Raw genomic sequence first — 16407 nt, forward strand, 5'->3', positions numbered from 1 at the left:
CCCGGATGTCACGCGCCTGGTCAGTCCAGGGCGGTTGTCTCGTAGCGATAGGCGACGCGGCCCCGGCTCGATTGGTCGGGGTCGGTGCCGTAGGTCTCGGGGGTTTCCATCTCGGCCAGCACGACCGCGTGCCCCTCGATCTCCAGCGCCTCGCCCAGCGCCTCGACGATCGCCGCGCCCATTAGGCGGGCTACGTCGGAGCCGGGCACGCCGGCGACGATCTTGGTCCACCACTGCACGGTCGAGACGATCTCATGCGCCTCGCCGCAGCCGTCGGACTGATCGTCGATCTCGTGCTGGCCGAGGACGACGTAGGGCAGCGGCGCGTTCGTCGGCACCTCGGTGTAGATCCTCACCTCGGCGAGGGCCATGGCCGCCCTCAGCGCGGCCGACGACCGCAGCGCCGCCTCCTCGGCGCGCTTGAAAGCAAGGGCCGGGCTAGCCATCGGTCCCTCCAGTGTCGCAGGCGAAATCGAGGACGCGAGCGCGGCGGTCGAGGATCCTCGACCGGATCGCGAATACGTCGCCGGTGGCCAGATCGACGACGCGAAAAGCGGTCGTCACCGTGGCCAGCAGCTGCGAGATCCGCACCCTGACGACGACGGGCTGCACGCCCTGGAGGCGGGCGTTGATCGCGGTCTCGCCGCCGCGCAACCAGGTGAAGCCAGCGGCGGTCTCAAAGGCCGGGTCGGCGACCCAATCGCCCAGGCGATCGCCGTTCCGGTCGAGGCCCCGCTGTTCGAAGCGGACCCGTTCGGGAAGTTGTCCGGCGCGCATGTCAGTCCTCGCGAACCGGGTTCGCCTGGATCAGGCTAACGGGCTGCTGGCCGCGCCGGGGCGTGGCGATCCGATGAGCCGCGCCGGCGGCGATCGCCGCCGTCGCGCAGGGCGTCGTCACGAGCAGCATGTGCCCCGGCCGGTAGACAGTCGTCCGCCGGCGATCCTTGGGCGGCGTCCAGTCGAAACGGGCGGTGAACTCGACCCACGGCATGGGACGGCCTCCTGGGGCTGACGGTCAGAAGTTGGGGCGGGCGTACTTGCGCAGCAGGTTGGCCACCGTCGCCGCGCGCTTCTCGCCGTCGCTCATCGACGGGTCGAAAAGCTCCTCGACCTTGAGGAGCACGGCGGCCTGGACGGCCGACGGCGGCGGGCTGGGGATTTCGTGGCTGGCGCGGACGTCGTCGCTGGCGGCGTTGAGGTACAGCGTGATCAGCGCGTCGTGATCGTCGCTGCACACGGCCAAGTGAACCTTGGCGATGTCCAGAGAGACGAACGGCCCGGCCGAGGGTTCGACCGGGTCCGCCATCAGCCTTGCCCTTCGCCGGCGGCCGTCAGCGCGGCCAGCTGGGCCGCCAGACGATCGGCCGTGGCCTGGACGGTCTCCAGATCCTCCAGCGCCGTCAGGCGGTCTTCCTTGGCCATGGCGAGGTCAGCCTTCAGCGCCTCGACCTCGGCCGCCAGGGCTTCGTTCTCGGCCTTGGCTTCGGCCACTTCGGCAGCGGCTGCTTCCAGCCTGTCCGAGACGGCAGAGAAGTCGGCCCGCAGCGTGATCTGCTCGGCCTCGACCACCTTCAGCTTCTTCACCGCCTCCTTGGCGACGCCGGCCTGCCTGGTGGCCTCGGCCTCCAGCACGTCGGACGGCTTGGTCTCCTCGGCAAGGCCGGCCTTGATCCAGGCCCGCCCGACATCGGCCTTCACTTCGACCACGTCCCCATGGCCATGCGAGAACGAGGCTCCGGCCATGGCCGTGAGCATTTTGACGTACATGGCGTCTTCCTGTTCTTGGGAGTGGGCCGGCCAGGGCGAGCCCCCGGCCGGCGAGCCGCGCTTAGTTGGCGGCGTTGATGTACTTGCGGATCGACTCGTTGGAGGCGTCGATCAGGTCGCCGTCGTGACGCGACCAGGCCAGGAAGCCGATCTGCCCCTTCTCCAGGTACTTGGAGTCAGCGAAGCGGAAGAGCGTCACCGCCATCACGTCGCGGATCTTGTACTTCTTGAAGTCGCCGAACAGCAGCGAGGTCGCGCCGGCCGCCATCTGGGCCATGTGCTGGTTGATGGTGTAGCCGTAGCCCAGGATGTCGTTGGGATCGCCGCCGGTGACGCCGGGGCGCCACAGCGGGCGGCCCTGGCCGTCCTTCAGCTTCTTGATCGCCTTCAGCGTCTGGTCGTGGAACATCCACGAGCCGTTGCGACGGTAGGCCGGATCCAGCGAGTGCTCCATGTCGACGAAGTCGTCATAGGTGATGCTGGTCGTTTGGCCGACAGCGCCGGTCTTGCCGAGGGCCGCCGCGATCGCCGCGCCCCTGGGCTTGTTGGCTCCGTCGCCGACGGTGAAGTGGCGGTTCGTGATACGAGCGATCCGCTCGGCCAGGGCGTTGTTGACGTAGGCCTCGATATCGACCCGGGCGTCCTGGATCAGTTCGATCGGCACGGTGACGACCTTGGAGCCGTACTTGAACGCGCCGATGTCCGTGGTGCCGAAGGTGATATCGCCGCCGGTCGCCGGAGCGCTTTCGCCGACCAGCTCGCCCTCCTGGCCGCTCTCGTCGACCGTGGGGAAGTCGATGGAATTGCCACCGTCGGTCTGGAACACGTCGGCGACCGAGCGCATTCCGCCGTAAGCGGCCATCTTCTCCAGCAGGGTGGCCGAGAAGTCGCGCGGGACGAGGAAGCCGCCCTGCGCGCCGGTGCCGACCGACTGCGCGCCGTAGAGGCGTCGGCCCTCCTCCCGGCGATTGGCCACGTACTGGCGTTGTTCATCGTCCAGGCCGTCCATGCCGCCCCGGCACCAGGTGTCGAAGATCGCCTTTTCGGTGGCGACGTTGTTGGTCTCCTCGTCGACCGAGCGGCCCGAACGCTCGGACCGGCCGGCGCCGCGGCCTTCCAGGCTGTCTTCGATCTGCAGGGCGCGTTCAAAGCGCTCGATCTGGCCGTCCAGATCGTCGATCTTGGCATACAGGTCGTCGACCTGCTTGGCCGCCTCGGGGGTCCAGTCCTTGCCGGTCTTGGTGTCCAGGATGTTCCGGGCTTCCTTGGCGTGGGCCGCGCGCTGTTCCCGCAGGGCCTGAATGGCTTTCGCCATGGGTAGTCTCCATGAAAAAAACCGCCGGGTGATCCCAGCGGCTTGAGGGGTGGCGCCCTTGCGGGGGCGGGTTAGGCGGCGCGCTCGTAGAGGGCGAGCCTGGCTTCGTAGCGCTGGCGGTCGTTGGCCATCGCGTCGAAAGTCGTCTCCGGCGGTTCGGTCAGAGCCTTAGGGGGATTGCTGTAGGCGGTGAGGTCGAACGCCGAGAGGCGGGCGTCGACCTTCGGCTTCTCGGCCAGGACATCGGCGAAGCCGTGGTCGATCGCCTCGGCCGAGGTGAACCACGTCTCGGCCGCCATCCACGCGCCGACCTGTTCGGCGTCCTTGCCGGTCTTGGCCACGTAGTCGTTGACGATCGAGCCATCGACCTTGTCGAGCAGATCGGCGGTCTCGCGCATCTCCCGGGCGTTGCCGATCGCCAGACCCCACGCATTGTGGATCATGACGAACGCACCGTCGGCGATCCGCACCTCGTCGGCCGCCATCATCAGGAACGACGCCGCCGAGGCCGACAGGCCGTCGACGTGGGCGATGACCTTCGCCGGATGTTGCTCCAGCGCGACCTTCATCGCCCGGGCGTCGAAGACGTCGCCGCCGGGCGAGTTGATCCGCAGGTGGATGGTCGAGGCCTTGACCGCCTTCAGGTCGCGAACGAAGTCGCCCGCCTCGATCCCCCACATGCCGATCGCATCGTAGAGATAGACCGTGGCCTCCTCGCCATTGGTCTCGGCCTTGGGACGCGAGCCGCGATCCTTATTGCTGGCCAGCATCTGGATCAGCTTTCGCATCACCTTCTTCCTTCTTCTGTTGAGGGCCTGCCCAGGCGGTCAGCTTGTCCGCGTTGGGGTCGGTGCTGCGCGGCAACTTGCGCCGGCGTCGCACCTCGTTCTGGGTCTCGACGCCAGGGCCGGACGATCCGCCCAGCGCGATCCGGTCGGCCTCCGACCGGGTCTTGGTGTCGGCGCGGTCCAGCGCGGCCGGGTCATGCTCGCAGTAGATGTTCCACGGCCCGTAGAGCTTCCAGCTGCATTCCTCGGCGATCGCCTTCCAGTGCGGATCCAGCGTGTGGGTGCGGAAGAACACGTCCAGCACCAGCGTTCCTGTGCCCCAATTCGTGCCGTCCATGGCCAGGTGGGGACGCGGGACGCCGAACAGACGGCCGATGTCCTCGACCGAGAACTTCCGCGTCTCCAGCAGCTGGGCGTCCTCGGCGGTGATCTCCAGCTGCTTGACCTCGCCGCCCTGGTCGAGGACGGCCGGACCGGAGTGCCGGTTCTTCCCGCCGAAGCGGTTCTTCCAGTAGGTGCGGATCTCGTCGGCCTGGCCCGAGGCGTTCGTGAACTTCTCGGGGTAGCTGATGTAGACCGGCGGGGTGGCGTCGTTTTCGAAGAACGCCTTCGCATAGCGGTCGGCCTCGAGGCCGATCCTCACCGTCGTGGCCATGGCCTGGATCGGGGTCTTGCACTTCAGGCCGTCCCACTCGACCGACCCGGGGAAGTGCAGCACGTCGTCTTGGTCGGCGACCACGATCTGGCCGTCGTCGAGCGTCATCTGGTAGCGCAGACGCCCGTTGCGCAGGCTGATCGCCACCCGGCCGAACGGGATCGGCCACAACGCGAGCGGCTGGCCCGACGGCTTGCGCTCGATCCAGGCGATGCCGTTCCCGCGCAGCAGCATGTTCGCCACGATCTGCCGCCAGAAGATGGTCGGCGTCATACGCGGGTTAGGCCGATCCTTCAGCAGACGGGCCGTCGGATGATCCATCATCGCCTGGTCGAAGCCGTCGGCGCCGCGCTGATAGGTCAGCAGCGGGGACATGGCCGTCGCCCCGGCGATCAGCGCGACGCAGCGGTACACCGCCCCGTGGCGCATCGCCGTGTCCGGGCTGACGCCCGAGCCGAGATCCGGCAAGACGCCCGACCAGGCCTCCAGGTCGGACGACACGAAGGTCGTTCCGGCCTGGGGCCGAGCCTCGGGATCACCGAGGACGAGCGGCGTGTAGCCGCCGGCGGCGGACTTGGGTCGAAGGCGCATCAGACATCCACCACGCCGCCGGTGATCGACTTGTCCTCGGGCTCCTCGTGGAAGGCCAGGACGCAGCCCATGACCGCAGCCACGATGCCGTCGATCTTCTCGCGCGACTTCTTTTTCGCCGGAGCGAAGTTCATGTTCTCGTCGAAGCGGACGACGGTGTTCTTCGCCATCCAGCGCAGGACGGGGTTGCCCCCGTGGTCCATCTCGCCGGCGTAGACCAGGCGCTCGAAGTGCTTGGTCCCTTCGCCGAGCGAGGGGATGCCCTGGCGGATCTCAACGAACTTGTCGGGATCCACGCCGTCGCGTTGCAGGTCGGTGACGAGCTTTCGGGCGTTCCAGGGGTCGAAGCCGATCAGTTCAACGTCGTAGTCGCCGAGCGCTTCCTGGATCGCCAGCATGACCACGTTCTGGTCGACGTAGTCGCCTTCAGTGGTCTCCAGCGCCTTGGCGGCGACGAACCGGTCATACGGGACGCGGGCGTCGCGAACCCGGTTCGCCATGCTCTCGGCCGGGACCCAGAAGCGACAGATCAGCTTCCACCGCTCGCCCGGCTTCTCCGGCGGGAACGTTAGCACCAGGGCGGTGATGTCCTGGGTCGACGACACGTCGATGGTGAGGAAGCATCGCCGCCCCCGTAGTTCCTTGGGGAACCTCTTCCAGGCGGCCTTGTCCTTGGCGCAGGCGTCCCAGCGCTTGATGTTCAGCCAGCTAACGAGGCTGTCGACCCACTGGTTAAGGTGGTAGCGCCGGAAGTGCGCCTCGGCCCGGGGGTTGTCCTTGGCCAGGGCCGCCTCGCGGCGAAGGAAGGCGATCGTCGGCGACAGGCCCAGCGACGGGTTCGCGCCCGGCCAGTTCTTTTCGTCGAACGGGTCCGCCTCCGGGTCGGCCGCGAAGATCACGACCAGCGTGGTCGGATCGTCGATGCGGCCGTCCAGGATCCCCTGGCTCTCCTCCCACAGGCTGTAGCCGACGACCTTGTCCTTCAGGCCAGCGGTCGAGGCGTATAGCTCGATGGGCTGAAGGCGGGCGCCGGTGCCCTGACGAAGCGTCGTCTCAAGCTCCCGGCTCTCCCATTCGTGCATCTCGTCGCCGACGATGACCGTCGGCGAGCGCCCGTGCTTGCCCTCGGCCTTGCCGGTGAGCAGTTCGAACACCGCCCGCAGTTTCGGGATGAACAGCGACTTCTTGAAGCCGTGAACGTCCTTGGCCAGCGGCGGCTTTTTCTTGTCCGCCCGCTCGCCGAAGATCATCGCCTTCATCTTGTCGAAGACGATTTTCCCCTGCTTCTCGTCGCGGGCGAACGCGAAGCCCTGGCCCGCCATCGTGCCGTCGAGCACGAAGAACAGCAGGGCCAGGGCCGACAGAAACTCACTCTTGCCGTTCTTGCGCGGCACCCAGAGCATGAGCCGGCGGTAGAGCCGGACATGGATGACCGTGGGCAGGCCGGTCATCGCGTCCTTGACCTCGGCCGGCACCTTCCAGCCGACGAGCAGGCGAACGATCAGTTCCTGCCAGAGCACCAGGCGGAACGGGGTCCCGGCGAACCGGTCTTCGGTGAGGGTGAAGATCGTCGGCCAGAGGTCTACCGCGCTCTGGGCCTTGGCGTAGTCGAACCACGCGCCGGGCACGGCGGCGGCTCGCTTCCACTGAGTTACGAAGCCCGCATAGATCGGGTCGTCCTCGACGGCCTTCAGCCAATCGGGCAGCGGCCACAGGCCCTCGCCGTGGCCAGTCTGCATCGCCGCCGACGAGACGTCGGCCGACGCGCTATCGGCGCTCATGTCAATGCGGAAGCGGCGGCGCCGAGTCCATGCGGCCCAGGATCCCGATCGGGTCTTCCGTCGGGGTGGCCGCCGCAGGCTGTTCGGGGTGCGGGGTTGCGCCGGCGGCTGGTTGCGAGCCACCGAACAGGCCCAGCTGGACGACCGTCTGCTGGGTCTTCATCAGGGCGTACTCGTCTTGCGGGGTGAAGCCGAAGTGCTCGGACAGTTCCATCACCGCCGAGAAGGCGGTGGCCCGACGAGCGACGGCCGGACGATCCACCTCACGGTTGGAGCCCGAGACGTTCCTGATCACCTGGGTCGGCCCCTTGGTGATGATCTCCTCGTTGGCCGTCACCCACTCGCCCATGTAGACGCAAAACAGCGCGAAGGTGTGCCGGTGCATGTCGCCCAGGCGGTTCGTCGCGGCCAGCTTCGGCGCGTACTCGCGCCAGATCACCAGGGCCGGGGCGAAGCGCTCGTCCAGGAACGCGGGCGGGGCCAGCGGATCCTCGCTCGACGCGGGCGCGGCGGCCATCAGGCCGGCGATCCGCTCGCTCTCTTGCCGCTGGCGATCGGCCTTCGACAGGCGCTTGCCGGGGTTGCCCTTGGCGTGTTGCTCGGCCGCGGATTGGGGGCGTCTGCCCATGCGCGCCTCCCTCTAAAAAAAACTTCCTGGAAAAAAATATCGCGGAGTTTTGCGCGTCCTTAGCGTGCCGGAGTCCAGCATTTGGACCGGCCTACTTTGACGCCCCCCCCTACCCCCGCAGGGGCAGGGAGGGGGTCGGCCCGCGCCGCCGCTCGGCGGCCTCTTCGGCCTGCTTGGTGCTGTCATGGCATCGCTTGCAGAGCGACTGGAACGGCCCTGCGAAGAACCGCTCCTCGTCGCCCCCGTGCCGCTCGACGTGGTCGCAGACCGTAGCGGGCGTCACCCGCTCCTCGCGCTCGCAAAAGGCGCAGAGCGGAAAGTCGCGCAGCTGGCGCACGCGGATCTTGTGCCAGCGCGCCGTCGAGTAGAACCGACGCCAGGAATGCCGCGCTTGGCGGGTAGCGTCGTACTCGCGGCGGGCTTCAACACGCGACCTCGCGCCGCCCGGCCGGAGGACACGGGGACGAGACGGCATCGAACAGACCTCGGGGAGACCGCCAGGGACGCGCGCACGAAGAAGCCCGCCACGGCGGGGCCGGGCGGGCTTAAGGCGCATCTCTGTGCGTGAGCAAATGGCTACGATTAAAGGCCCGTTATTGTCAATCCTGGGCATCGTAGAAAACCGACATGCGCTCCAGGGCGGCTTCGACGATCAGGGCGGTGGCCGTCCGCATGTCCTTCTCGCCGTTGGCGGGGCCACGCAGGCTATCGCCGATCAGAGCCCAGCCCACGTCGGTGGCGGTCATGCCAAGGACCAGGAAGCCCCAGGTCGCCGCCCGCTCCTTGCGGGTCAGACGGTCTTGCGCCCGTCCCAAGCGGTCCAGGGCCTGGAGGATCCGCAGCGGTTCGGCCGTGGCGTTGCCACCGCCACCGCCCTCGCCGTAGGAGGCGGTCAGGCGGCCGATGGTGGCCCGCTCGACGTCCATGGCGAACATCTCGGCCGTGCGGGCCAGCTTCTTGTCGACGCCGGTGGCCACCAGCACCTCGGCCATCGTCTTGGCCCGCATCACCGGCCGCACCGTGAACTCGCCCGCATCGGCCACCTGGACCGAGGCGACGGCGATGTCCTCGCGCAGCAGGCGCTCCAGGGTCGGGACCGTGCCGTCCTTGCCGCCCAGACGAGCGCCGGTCTGGCGAAGGGCCACAGCGCGACGAACCGTATTCGCCTCCTCCTTCGTCGCTTCGCGGGCGATGACCTCGCGAACGGCGACTTGGCGGCTCCGGTCCAGATCGGCCGGCAGCGGGGCCTCGATCGCGCGGAGAGCGGCCCGGCTGATCGCCAGACGAGCCTCGGCGGCCGACAGTTCCCGCAGCCCGCTGGCCTTCCGGCCAGGCTTACCTTTGGTTTCTTTCTTGATGGATTTGATCATCTCAATTCTCCCGACTGACACCCAAAAACGCAGCGCAAACACACCGCCGAACACCCGAACAGATACGCAGCCTACGCACCCACAAACGCCACGCCTGCCCGCACCCACCGCATGGACCCCGAACCCCGCCAAACTAGGCCAACTGTTCGGAACCGTTCAGACCCCACGCATTTTCAATGACTTACGCGCCGAACAGTCTGGAGGGTCTGAAGGGTTCGGACTGTTCGGGCGGCCCTTGTTCGCGCCCCGCGACTGTTCGAACTGTTCAGGACTGTTCAGCGCCCGAGGCGAGGCAAGACCGCCCGCGACGGCTAGTCCTCCTCGTCATCCGGCGGCAAATCGAACCCGCCTGACGGCGGGTACTGCTGGCCACCGGCGTCGCCGTCCTGAGTGTCCACCACGTCGGCGGCGCGCTCAGCCTCGGTCTTCAGACGGCCGCCGGAGCGCAGCACGCGCCCCACGCCGTCGCGCCCGCCACGGATCACCTGAAGGTCGGCCAGAGCCCGCCCGAAGGCGGTCTGGGACATGGGCTTCTCGTCGCGATCGGTGATGAAGGTCTTGTAGCTGGCGTAGAGTTCGGAGGCCGGCGTCGAGGCCCCCTTGTCGAGCACCAGGTAGTCACTGACCCACTCGGCGAACGGCGAGGCCCCCTTGCGATACTCGTCGATCGCCTCAAGCACCCGGGGCGGATCCTGAAGGCCCTCGACCATCCATCGCTGCACGCCCTCCACGATCCAGTTGAGGATCCCGGGCCACTCGGCGGCCAGCTTTCGCGGCAGTTCCTTGTCCTCGGTCCCCTTCTGGATCTGGTTTTCCCAAAGGAGCAGCTTCAGACGCCGCCAGATCCCTTCGTCCGAGCCCTGGGGCTGGGGCCGGGCGTTACATTCCATGAAGACCTTGCCGACGGGCTCAAACTCGAAAATCCCCTCTCGGAGATGCCGCGCCGTGATGTTGCCGCCCCCGGTGAAGCTCTTGATCCGGTCGTCCGACAGCTTGGCGTTCTTGGGCGGCTCGGCGGTTGAGACCAGGCGCGTGTCGCCGGCCAGACGGGCCAGATCGGGGCTGGCGTCGCCGCCACCCTTCATGCCCGTCTCCAGGAAGGTCTTCACGTCGGCCGTGGCCGCGTAGCTGCCGAACAGCTTGCGCAGCATGTTCATGAAGGTCGATTTGCCGTCGCGACCCTTGCCCTGGAAGATGATGAAGGCTTGTTCGGTCGTGTCGCCAGTCGCCCCGTAGCCGGTCAGCACCTGGAGATAGCGCCGCAGCGCTTCCTGGGGCTGCCACGTGGCCAGCACGGCGTGGAACGTCGGCGCCTGGGCGGTCTTGTCATAGGAAACGTCGGCCATGCGCGTCAGGCGATCGGCCGGGTCGTGGCGATCCTTGAACGTGACCTCGGCGCGAACAACCTTGCCCTTGTCGTCTCGCACGCGACGGAAGAACAGCGTGCCGTTCTTGACGTTCAGCGCGAAGGGATCGAGGTCGAAGCTCTCCAGCTCCACCTCCAGATACGTCTTGGCCACCTTCAGCATGGCATCCATGCGTCCGCTGTTTCCGCAGCTTTCGGCGAAGTCGTAAGGGGCGTCGATTTCCTTCTTCGCCAGCTTCTTCTCGATTGCCTCGTCCGACAGGATCTTGGCCTGGTCGTGCATCCCCCGCGCGACCTTGGCGGCCCATTTCCGCGCCAGCCCCTCGCCGGCCTTGAGGTCCCAATGCTGGCCGTTGAAGCCGACCCAGCCGTGGTTGCGGACGTACAGCACGGTCGCGGCCGAGAGGTCGCTGACCTCGCCGTCCTGGTCGACCTGACCGCCGACGTTGCGGATGAACCGCAGCGCGTTGCCGAAGTCGTTCAGCGGGTACGCGCTCAACTCTTTTGCCGACGGGCCGCCGCTCAACGGCGACGCGCCCAGAAACTCACCATCGGCCACTAGGATTGCCCTCCTGTATTGAAGCCGGCGCTACTCGCCGGGGCCACGAGGCGAACCCGGTTCGCCGCCGTGAAATCGGTTGAAGTGGTCGACCAGGCCTGTTCAGCCAGACCACCGAAGAAGCGAGCGGCCGCGTCGCCTTCCAGCTGGAAGGACCGCGTGCCGCCGGCGAAGGCTCGCGCCCGCATCGGCGGGCCTCGGAGATCCCGGCGAACGGCGAGCACCACGTGGGCCTGTCCGCTCGCGCGCCAGGGCGGCGACGCCGGATCCAGCGCCGGGGCGTCTGGATTGACCCTCCCCCAACGGTCGCCCAGGGCGACGCCGGCGAAGGTCGACAGGCGCGGGGCCACCACGGCTGCCGCGTCCATTTCCTCGGCCCAGGCATTGCTCAGCAGATGCCAGGCGTCCTGGAGGTCGATCGCGACGATCAGCACGTCAGGGGTCCGATCGGCCGCGATCGGCGTCAGGAACGCCACCTTGCCGTCGGTCTCGCCGATCAGGTTGGTGAAACGGTCAGCCTCAAACGGTAGGACCGCCAGCGCCTCGACTGGATCGCCGTCTGCCTTCTGCAGCGGGATCAGCAGCGCAGGTCCCGACCGGCCGCCGCCCAAAGGCGCGGCCGGGTGCATCCGAAAGCGGGTCAACAGGTCGGTGTTTCCGCCCGGCGTGCTCGATAGGCCGCGGCCTTCGAACCACTTGGCCGACGCCTTCACCCACGGCGATCCGGCCGAGGCCCACAGTTGCGCAGCGTACTCCCGCTGGCTCAAACCCTCGTCTACCCCTTCGGCCGCCGGCGCCCCCCTGCCTTGAGGCGGCGACGGGCGACGCGCCCGGTCCTGGGCCGCGCGGTCGGGCGCGGAGCGCGGCTGGCCCTCGCCCCACAGCAACGCCCGGTCGACCTGGCGCTCCAGCTGGGCCGCCGTCATCGCATCGGGCACGTGCGCCATGCCAGCGTCGATCAGCGACGCCCGGGCGTAGTCGCGGTCGATCTCGCCGCCGGCGACGAGGCATCCCACCGAGCAGGCGCTGCGATAGAGCGTGGTGTCCCGCTGGCCCTTGTGCGCCCCCACGATCGTGCGGACCGCGCCGTCCAGGGCGGCCTCGCCGTAGGGGCTCGCCCGACCGGCCGCCGGCGCCCGGGGTTTCACCGGTTGACGTGGGGCCACAGGCTCAGGCGCGGGGCTGACGAGATCCAGCAGCCAAGCCGGCGCGGGCGCGAAGTCGATCTCCAGGGGCGAGCGGCCGGGCGTCCAGGCGTACAGACGCCCCGGCGGAATGCCTTCCTCGGGCTTCCCGGGGTGAACCGAAGGCGGCGCGACGATGTAGCCGCCGTCGCCACGCACGTCGATCTTGGCGCCGATCCGCTCCTGGCTGCGCTTGCTCATGTTGCGCACCGGGAAAGCCGGGTTCCAGGCAAAGCACAGGTGGCGCCCGCGTCCGGTCGATTGCTGGACCGTCACCGGCAGCGTGCCGTGCTCAGCCTCCAGGCGCGCGATTGCCGCCTCGGCCTCCGGCCCGTCCAGATCCAGAACCCAGAAGCCTGACTTCGCGCCAGTGGCGATCCCGATGTTGCTGTCAGCCCGCGCGCGAACCGGCGTGCGGATCTTGGCGTCGTCCTTCAGGTCGAGCGCGCAATTCCCCAGCCACCAGTCGCCAATCACCGAAGCGCAGGACGACGCGCCCTTGAACCCGATCGTTCGGGCATAGGGCTCTTTGGTCCGAGGCCGCAGCGGAAACACAGCGAGACGACGTCGGCCGTAGGCCAGCGCGTGGTCGATCAGGCGAACCGCGTTCGTCACGACAGCAAGCCATGCTCGAGAAGCACGTCCTCGACGTTGGCGACCACACCCGGCGTAGCCATCGGGTGGCCCGTCCAATCGAGCCAGCGATCAACCGCGTCGCCGAGGGTTCGCACACCCGACCAGCGCAGCACTCCGCGCGCGCGGTCGGCCAGGTCGGCGATGTCGTCGATATGCAGGTTACGCGAAATCATGCGGCCTCCCGCCGCTTCATGGCTTCCAGCGCTTCGGCCGGGGTACGCCCCAGCATCATCCAAAGCGCCCAATCGATGTCTCGGCGGGTCGTGCCCATCATCTCGGCCAACTGGTCGAGATCGCCACCCAGCCGGTTCAGCTGGCGCAGGTGATCCAGCGCCGCGACCGTCCAACCGGAACTGTGTGTGCCCCCCGCCATGGCCCTACTCGCTCGTAGACGCGCCCGGCGGCGCTGCTAGTTTCCCGCCCGCCCGCGTCAGCCAGGAGCCCAGCAGTTGCAGACCTCGCCCAACCCACTGGACCAATGGGTTTCCTCGTTCACCGTCGAACCTGGAGACCCCGGCGTCGCTATCGTCGAACTGCGCCTCAAGAACGCGGTGCTGGGGGACCTGCCCCCTGTCTTCATGAAGGTCGACTGGAAGCCCGGGATGGAGATCGAGGACGTCCGCCGCTTCTTCGCCGCCCAGATCGCGGTTTCCGCCAAGCACCTGGGCGAGGCGGTCATGGCCGCCGTCTAGGAGCAGGCGCCGTACATTTGGGGACAGCACCGCCCCCCGAAGATCGTAGACCGGCCGCATCATTCGGCGGCCCCCGGCGTCAGAGCAGCGGCGGCGTCGGCCAGCTTTGCGGCGCTATCGGCCAGCGACCGGGTGGCCTTCTGAACATCGCGGATCTCGCCCGGGTCACGGCGGCCGTCGGCGTCCATCAGATGGACGCTCTCCAGCGCGGCCGCGCTGGCCGCGACGGCGCCGACGGCGGCCGCCACGATCGAGGCCGGCCCTTCGCCGGTGATCGCACGACTGGCCGCGCCGGTGACGATGTCGCGTCCGGCGACCGCTTCCAGGGCGCAGATCTGGAGCATGGTCATCTGGTCGTCGTGCCGGATGTTCTGCAGGGTCGAGACCCGCTGGACGGAAACGCCCAGGATCACCGCCGCCGCTTCCAGGCCGCCGACCGCCGACACCAGCTGGCGCACGTGCGCCTTCAACTCGCCGGGCGTGAGCGACCGGCTCATTGAACTTCTCCGCTTTTCTCAATGGTGGAGTTCGGGTCGGTATCGGCGAGGTTGTCCGCCGCAACGGGCAAGCCGGCGGGGGACAGTTGTTGAGCTTGGGCACCGAGACCTTGGGCGGCCAGCAGTTGGTCGAGGTGATGCCGCGCGGCCTCGAAGTTCCGCAGCGTGGGGGACACGGCCCCAATCTGCCACCGCCGCCAAAGCGTCGGGTGGATCCCCGCGCCCTTGAGCACGGCCGTGGGCGCAACGCCCGCGCGGGCGCAATCAGCTTCGAACTCGGCCAAGAGGCCCGGGCGTTCCGTGACGGTCATAGTGAGCTTGAATGCTGCATTAATGCTGTTCGCGCAAGTGCATTCATGCTGCTACCTCACACCGCATTCCCGCTGCATGGTCCGCCGCGCATGGACGCGCCGCAAAAAATCCGGGAATGGCTGGAAGAGATCATCCACAAGACAGGATGGTCCGCTGCGCATTGGGCGTCCGAAGCTGACGTAGCCGCGTCTACGGTTCAGCGGGCACTGAAGCCCGAGTACCCCTTTGTTACGTCCAGTAGAACGCTTTCCAAGCTTGCCGCCGCCGCCGGCGTATCGCCGCCAGATCTCGTCGATCCGGCCCCGAACACGAAGCCCGCGACGTTCCTCGAAATCCGATACGAGGTCGGCGCCGGCATGTGGCGCCGCGTGGATGACGTTCAAGAATCATACGGGTCTGGCCCCGTAATGGCCGACCCGACCTTTGCCGGGTTCCCGCAATGGCTTGAGCGCGTCGTTTCCGACAGCATGGACCTGGAATATCCCGTGGGGACGCTTCTCCACGTGGTCGACGCCATCCCCATTCACTACTCGATCCGCCACGGCGACCACGTGGTCATCGAGCGGAAGCAGATGGGCGGATCGATGGTCGAGCGGACGGTCAAGGAGGTCGTCGTCACCCCCAAGGGCGGCGTTCAGTTCTGGGGCCGCTCGCGAAATCCGAAGTGGAACCAAGCCCTTCAGATGAACGGCGACCGCGACGACGAGACGGAAGAAGTCTCGATCGCCGCCCTCGTCCTCGGCAGCTACCGCCCGCGCCGCTAGGCCTAGCCCGCTAGGGCCAGCGGCACCTGGATCTTCAGCTCAACGCCGAAGTCGCCCTCATCTTCCCCGTCGTCCCAGCCACCCACGATGCGAGCGGCTGCTTCGGCCACGCCTTGCGGCCGGCCCAGGGCGGCGATCTGATCGCGATAAGCCATGGCCGCTGAGCGCGAGAGGTGGCCGACAACCAGGCCGTGGATCTCCACGCGAACCGCGTTCGCATCGTGAGGGTTGGTCGAGTAGGGGATCAGCACGGCGGTGCAGTCGATCGCCTGACTATACGGCGTTCGGCCGCCCGCCAGGGCCTCCAGCTGATCCTGGTAGAAGCTCTCGCCTACCACTTCCAAGGCCCCGCCGCGCGACCTGCCAGGCGCGAGCACAACCCGGCGCGAAGCGCCTCCCGCGCCCATCACGCGCCTTAGAAATCCAAGCATTCCAGCCCCCGAATTGGTTCACCCAACCCAAGCACGCCCGACCCAATGCGCCAAAGCAGCATAAATGCTGTTGTCAGATTGCAGCATTAATGCTCTTTTGCGGCCCGTAACCAATCGGGGAGCGCTTAAGTGCAGGTCACGAGCACCACACAGGACGTCGTCGACACCCTCGTCGACAGCGTCCTCCTTTCCTCTCCGGGCTTTAAGATCGCGGCCATCAAGGCCGAAGCCCGCGAGATCCGCGGCGCCCCGCAGGGCGTCGTCCAGTTCACCTTCGGCGGTATCGAGTGGAAGCTGGGGGCCGACGCCGCCCACGCCGCCGCCCAGGATCTTTCCATCGCCGGCGCGGTCATCGAACAGCCCGAGGTCGCCCAGGTCGGCCGCCGGCTGGCCATCGCCGCGTTCCGCGCCAAGGCCGCCGCCGCCTGCCTGATCGTGCGGGCCGCCTGATGCCCCAGATCATCAAGCGCGACGTCCCGCCCCCGTTCACGTTGATCCGCGACTGGAGCGGCGGCGCGGAGCAGCACCAGAGCCTCGACGGCCTGGCGCTGAGGATCCAGGCGATACGCGCCAAGCGCGGCCTGACCATCACGCCCTGCATCGCGGCCTACGACGGCGGCGACGAGTTCGAGGGCTTCAACGTCTCGGTCACGCCCCGGGGCGGCTCGCCCGAGTGGGCCGCGACCATCGTCGTTCCGCACGGCCAGCTGGACGCCCTGAAGGCCGCGATCCAGCGGGCCGCCAAGCCGCTGCAGAGGGCCGCCTGATGGACGACGAGAGCCACGACGCCGAAGTGCTGAACGGCCAGGCCCAGGGCCGCCTCAAGAGCCTGATCGAACGGGTTGAGCGCCTGGAGATCGATAAGGCCGCGATCCTTGAGGACATCAAGGAGATCTACGCCGAGGGCCAGAGCGCCGGCTTCGACGCCAAGGTCATGAAGAAGGTCGTTCGCCTGCGGAAGACGGACAAGGCCAAGCGCCAGGAGGAGGACGCGATCCTCGACCTCTACCTGTCCGCTATCGGCGAGGCCTGACGTATGCGCCGCCGCCCCCGCCGCCACTTCCGCACCTT

The 16407-nt window shown here is 67.9% G+C and carries 23 protein-coding genes; 5 read left to right on the forward strand and 18 right to left on the reverse strand.

What is annotated here, in order from left to right; translation table 11 throughout:
• Positions 1–20: 20 nt before the first annotated feature.
• The 16 genes from DDF67_RS09545 to DDF67_RS09615 form a co-directional block, all read right to left on the reverse strand.
• A complete protein-coding gene (locus tag DDF67_RS09545) occupies positions 21–446 on the reverse strand; it encodes a DUF3168 domain-containing protein (RefSeq protein WP_109100650.1) in 426 nt (141 codons plus the stop codon).
• Positions 439–777, reverse strand: a complete 339-nt coding sequence (locus DDF67_RS09550; protein ID WP_109100651.1) for a phage head completion protein — start codon at positions 775–777, stop codon at positions 439–441. The genes DDF67_RS09545 and DDF67_RS09550 overlap by 8 nt, the downstream gene beginning before the upstream one ends.
• A 1-nt stretch (position 778) precedes the next feature.
• Positions 779–991, reverse strand: coding sequence for a hypothetical protein (locus DDF67_RS09555; RefSeq protein WP_109100652.1), 213 nt, complete (start codon positions 989–991; stop codon positions 779–781).
• 24 nt (positions 992–1015) lie between these two features.
• Positions 1016–1306, reverse strand: a complete 291-nt coding sequence (locus tag DDF67_RS09560) for a head-tail connector protein (RefSeq protein WP_109100653.1) — start codon at positions 1304–1306, stop codon at positions 1016–1018.
• Positions 1306–1767, reverse strand: a complete 462-nt coding sequence (locus DDF67_RS09565) for a hypothetical protein (RefSeq protein WP_109100654.1) — start codon at positions 1765–1767, stop codon at positions 1306–1308. Before DDF67_RS09565 ends, DDF67_RS09560 begins: the two co-directional genes overlap by 1 nt.
• Positions 1768–1828: 61 nt before the next feature.
• Positions 1829–3082 (reverse strand): phage major capsid protein, encoded by a 1254-nt coding sequence (locus DDF67_RS09570; protein ID WP_109100655.1) that lies wholly within the window; start codon positions 3080–3082, stop codon positions 1829–1831.
• Positions 3083–3153: 71 nt separating this feature from the next.
• Positions 3154–3870: a head maturation protease, ClpP-related gene (locus DDF67_RS09575; RefSeq protein WP_109100656.1), complete on the reverse strand. Its 717-nt coding sequence runs from the start codon at positions 3868–3870 to the stop codon at positions 3154–3156.
• Entirely contained in the window at positions 3836–5116 is a 1281-nt protein-coding gene (locus DDF67_RS09580; RefSeq protein ID WP_109100657.1) for a phage portal protein, read from the reverse strand. The genes DDF67_RS09575 and DDF67_RS09580 overlap by 35 nt, the downstream gene beginning before the upstream one ends.
• Positions 5116–6897 (reverse strand): terminase large subunit, encoded by a 1782-nt coding sequence (locus DDF67_RS09585; RefSeq protein ID WP_199229197.1) that lies wholly within the window; start codon positions 6895–6897, stop codon positions 5116–5118. Before DDF67_RS09585 ends, DDF67_RS09580 begins: the two co-directional genes overlap by 1 nt.
• A gap of 1 nt (position 6898) precedes the next feature.
• Positions 6899–7525, reverse strand: a complete 627-nt coding sequence (locus DDF67_RS09590; protein WP_109100658.1) for a P27 family phage terminase small subunit — start codon at positions 7523–7525, stop codon at positions 6899–6901.
• Positions 7526–7634: 109 nt separating this feature from the next.
• Positions 7635–7862: a hypothetical protein gene (locus tag DDF67_RS09595; RefSeq protein ID WP_199229198.1), complete on the reverse strand. Its 228-nt coding sequence runs from the start codon at positions 7860–7862 to the stop codon at positions 7635–7637.
• Positions 7863–8124: 262 nt separating this feature from the next.
• A complete protein-coding gene (locus tag DDF67_RS09600; RefSeq protein WP_109100659.1) occupies positions 8125–8895 on the reverse strand; it encodes a hypothetical protein in 771 nt (256 codons plus the stop codon).
• A gap of 311 nt (positions 8896–9206) precedes the next feature.
• Entirely contained in the window at positions 9207–10760 is a 1554-nt protein-coding gene (locus DDF67_RS09605) for a DNA primase family protein (protein ID WP_158278019.1), read from the reverse strand.
• Positions 10761–10819: 59 nt separating this feature from the next.
• Positions 10820–12619, reverse strand: coding sequence for a bifunctional DNA primase/polymerase (locus tag DDF67_RS09610; RefSeq protein WP_158278020.1), 1800 nt, complete (start codon positions 12617–12619; stop codon positions 10820–10822).
• Positions 12616–12813 carry a hypothetical protein gene (locus DDF67_RS25295; RefSeq protein ID WP_146197990.1) on the reverse strand — a complete coding sequence of 66 codons (198 nt, stop codon included), beginning with the start codon at positions 12811–12813 and terminating at the stop codon, positions 12616–12618. Before DDF67_RS25295 ends, DDF67_RS09610 begins: the two co-directional genes overlap by 4 nt.
• Entirely contained in the window at positions 12810–13013 is a 204-nt protein-coding gene (locus tag DDF67_RS09615) for a hypothetical protein (protein WP_109100662.1), read from the reverse strand. The genes DDF67_RS25295 and DDF67_RS09615 overlap by 4 nt, the downstream gene beginning before the upstream one ends.
• Positions 13014–13089: 76 nt before the next feature.
• Between DDF67_RS09615 and DDF67_RS09620 the strand changes: the two genes are divergently transcribed.
• Positions 13090–13332: a hypothetical protein gene (locus DDF67_RS09620; RefSeq protein WP_109100663.1), complete on the forward strand. Its 243-nt coding sequence runs from the start codon at positions 13090–13092 to the stop codon at positions 13330–13332.
• Between the two features lie 59 nt (positions 13333–13391).
• Here the strand turns inward: DDF67_RS09620 and DDF67_RS09625 are convergent, their stop codons facing one another.
• Positions 13392–13829 carry a hypothetical protein gene (locus tag DDF67_RS09625; RefSeq protein ID WP_109100664.1) on the reverse strand — a complete coding sequence of 146 codons (438 nt, stop codon included), beginning with the start codon at positions 13827–13829 and terminating at the stop codon, positions 13392–13394.
• Between DDF67_RS09625 and DDF67_RS09630 the strand changes: the two genes are divergently transcribed.
• Positions 13829–14905 (forward strand): S24/S26 family peptidase, encoded by a 1077-nt coding sequence (locus tag DDF67_RS09630; protein ID WP_146197991.1) that lies wholly within the window; start codon positions 13829–13831, stop codon positions 14903–14905. The genes DDF67_RS09625 and DDF67_RS09630 overlap by 1 nt on opposite strands.
• A gap of 2 nt (positions 14906–14907) precedes the next feature.
• On the opposite strand, the gene DDF67_RS09635 is transcribed toward DDF67_RS09630, so the two are convergent.
• On the reverse strand, positions 14908–15249 hold the full coding sequence (locus DDF67_RS09635) for a hypothetical protein (RefSeq protein ID WP_109100666.1): 342 nt from the start codon (positions 15247–15249) through the stop codon (positions 14908–14910).
• 216 nt (positions 15250–15465) lie between these two features.
• Between DDF67_RS09635 and DDF67_RS09640 the strand changes: the two genes are divergently transcribed.
• From DDF67_RS09640 to DDF67_RS09650, 3 genes are read left to right on the forward strand one after another with little or no spacing between them, the layout of a single operon-like run.
• Positions 15466–15786, forward strand: coding sequence for a hypothetical protein (locus DDF67_RS09640; RefSeq protein ID WP_109100667.1), 321 nt, complete (start codon positions 15466–15468; stop codon positions 15784–15786).
• On the forward strand, positions 15786–16103 hold the full coding sequence (locus DDF67_RS09645; protein ID WP_109100668.1) for a hypothetical protein: 318 nt from the start codon (positions 15786–15788) through the stop codon (positions 16101–16103). The genes DDF67_RS09640 and DDF67_RS09645 overlap by 1 nt, the downstream gene beginning before the upstream one ends.
• Entirely contained in the window at positions 16103–16369 is a 267-nt protein-coding gene (locus DDF67_RS09650; RefSeq protein ID WP_109100669.1) for a DUF2312 domain-containing protein, read from the forward strand. The genes DDF67_RS09645 and DDF67_RS09650 overlap by 1 nt, the downstream gene beginning before the upstream one ends.
• Positions 16370–16407 lie beyond the last annotated feature (38 nt).

The organism is Caulobacter endophyticus (assembly GCF_003116815.1).
In the GTDB taxonomy this organism is placed as follows: domain Bacteria; phylum Pseudomonadota; class Alphaproteobacteria; order Caulobacterales; family Caulobacteraceae; genus Caulobacter; species Caulobacter endophyticus.

Coding starts and splice junctions, on each gene's coding strand:
- DDF67_RS09555 (WP_109100652.1), bottom strand. CDS start 991: ATGCCGTGGGTCGAGTTCACCGCCCGTTTCGACTGGACGCCGCCCAAG.
- DDF67_RS09550 (WP_109100651.1), bottom strand. CDS start 777: ATGCGCGCCGGACAACTTCCCGAACGGGTCCGCTTCGAACAGCGGGGC.
- DDF67_RS09580 (WP_109100657.1), bottom strand. CDS start 5,116: ATGCGCCTTCGACCCAAGTCCGCCGCCGGCGGCTACACGCCGCTCGTC.
- DDF67_RS09570 (WP_109100655.1), bottom strand. CDS start 3,082: ATGGCGAAAGCCATTCAGGCCCTGCGGGAACAGCGCGCGGCCCACGCC.
- DDF67_RS09545 (WP_109100650.1), bottom strand. CDS start 446: ATGGCTAGCCCGGCCCTTGCTTTCAAGCGCGCCGAGGAGGCGGCGCTG.
- DDF67_RS09565 (WP_109100654.1), bottom strand. CDS start 1,767: ATGTACGTCAAAATGCTCACGGCCATGGCCGGAGCCTCGTTCTCGCAT.
- DDF67_RS09560 (WP_109100653.1), bottom strand. CDS start 1,306: ATGGCGGACCCGGTCGAACCCTCGGCCGGGCCGTTCGTCTCTCTGGAC.
- DDF67_RS09585 (WP_199229197.1), bottom strand. CDS start 6,897: ATGAGCGCCGATAGCGCGTCGGCCGACGTCTCGTCGGCGGCGATGCAG.
- DDF67_RS09615 (WP_109100662.1), bottom strand. CDS start 13,013: ATGGCGGGGGGCACACACAGTTCCGGTTGGACGGTCGCGGCGCTGGAT.
- DDF67_RS09625 (WP_109100664.1), bottom strand. CDS start 13,829: ATGAGCCGGTCGCTCACGCCCGGCGAGTTGAAGGCGCACGTGCGCCAG.
- DDF67_RS09590 (WP_109100658.1), bottom strand. CDS start 7,525: ATGGGCAGACGCCCCCAATCCGCGGCCGAGCAACACGCCAAGGGCAAC.
- DDF67_RS09645 (WP_109100668.1), top strand. CDS start 15,786: ATGCCCCAGATCATCAAGCGCGACGTCCCGCCCCCGTTCACGTTGATC.
- DDF67_RS09650 (WP_109100669.1), top strand. CDS start 16,103: ATGGACGACGAGAGCCACGACGCCGAAGTGCTGAACGGCCAGGCCCAG.
- DDF67_RS09575 (WP_109100656.1), bottom strand. CDS start 3,870: ATGCGAAAGCTGATCCAGATGCTGGCCAGCAATAAGGATCGCGGCTCG.
- DDF67_RS25295 (WP_146197990.1), bottom strand. CDS start 12,813: ATGATTTCGCGTAACCTGCATATCGACGACATCGCCGACCTGGCCGAC.
- DDF67_RS09600 (WP_109100659.1), bottom strand. CDS start 8,895: ATGATCAAATCCATCAAGAAAGAAACCAAAGGTAAGCCTGGCCGGAAG.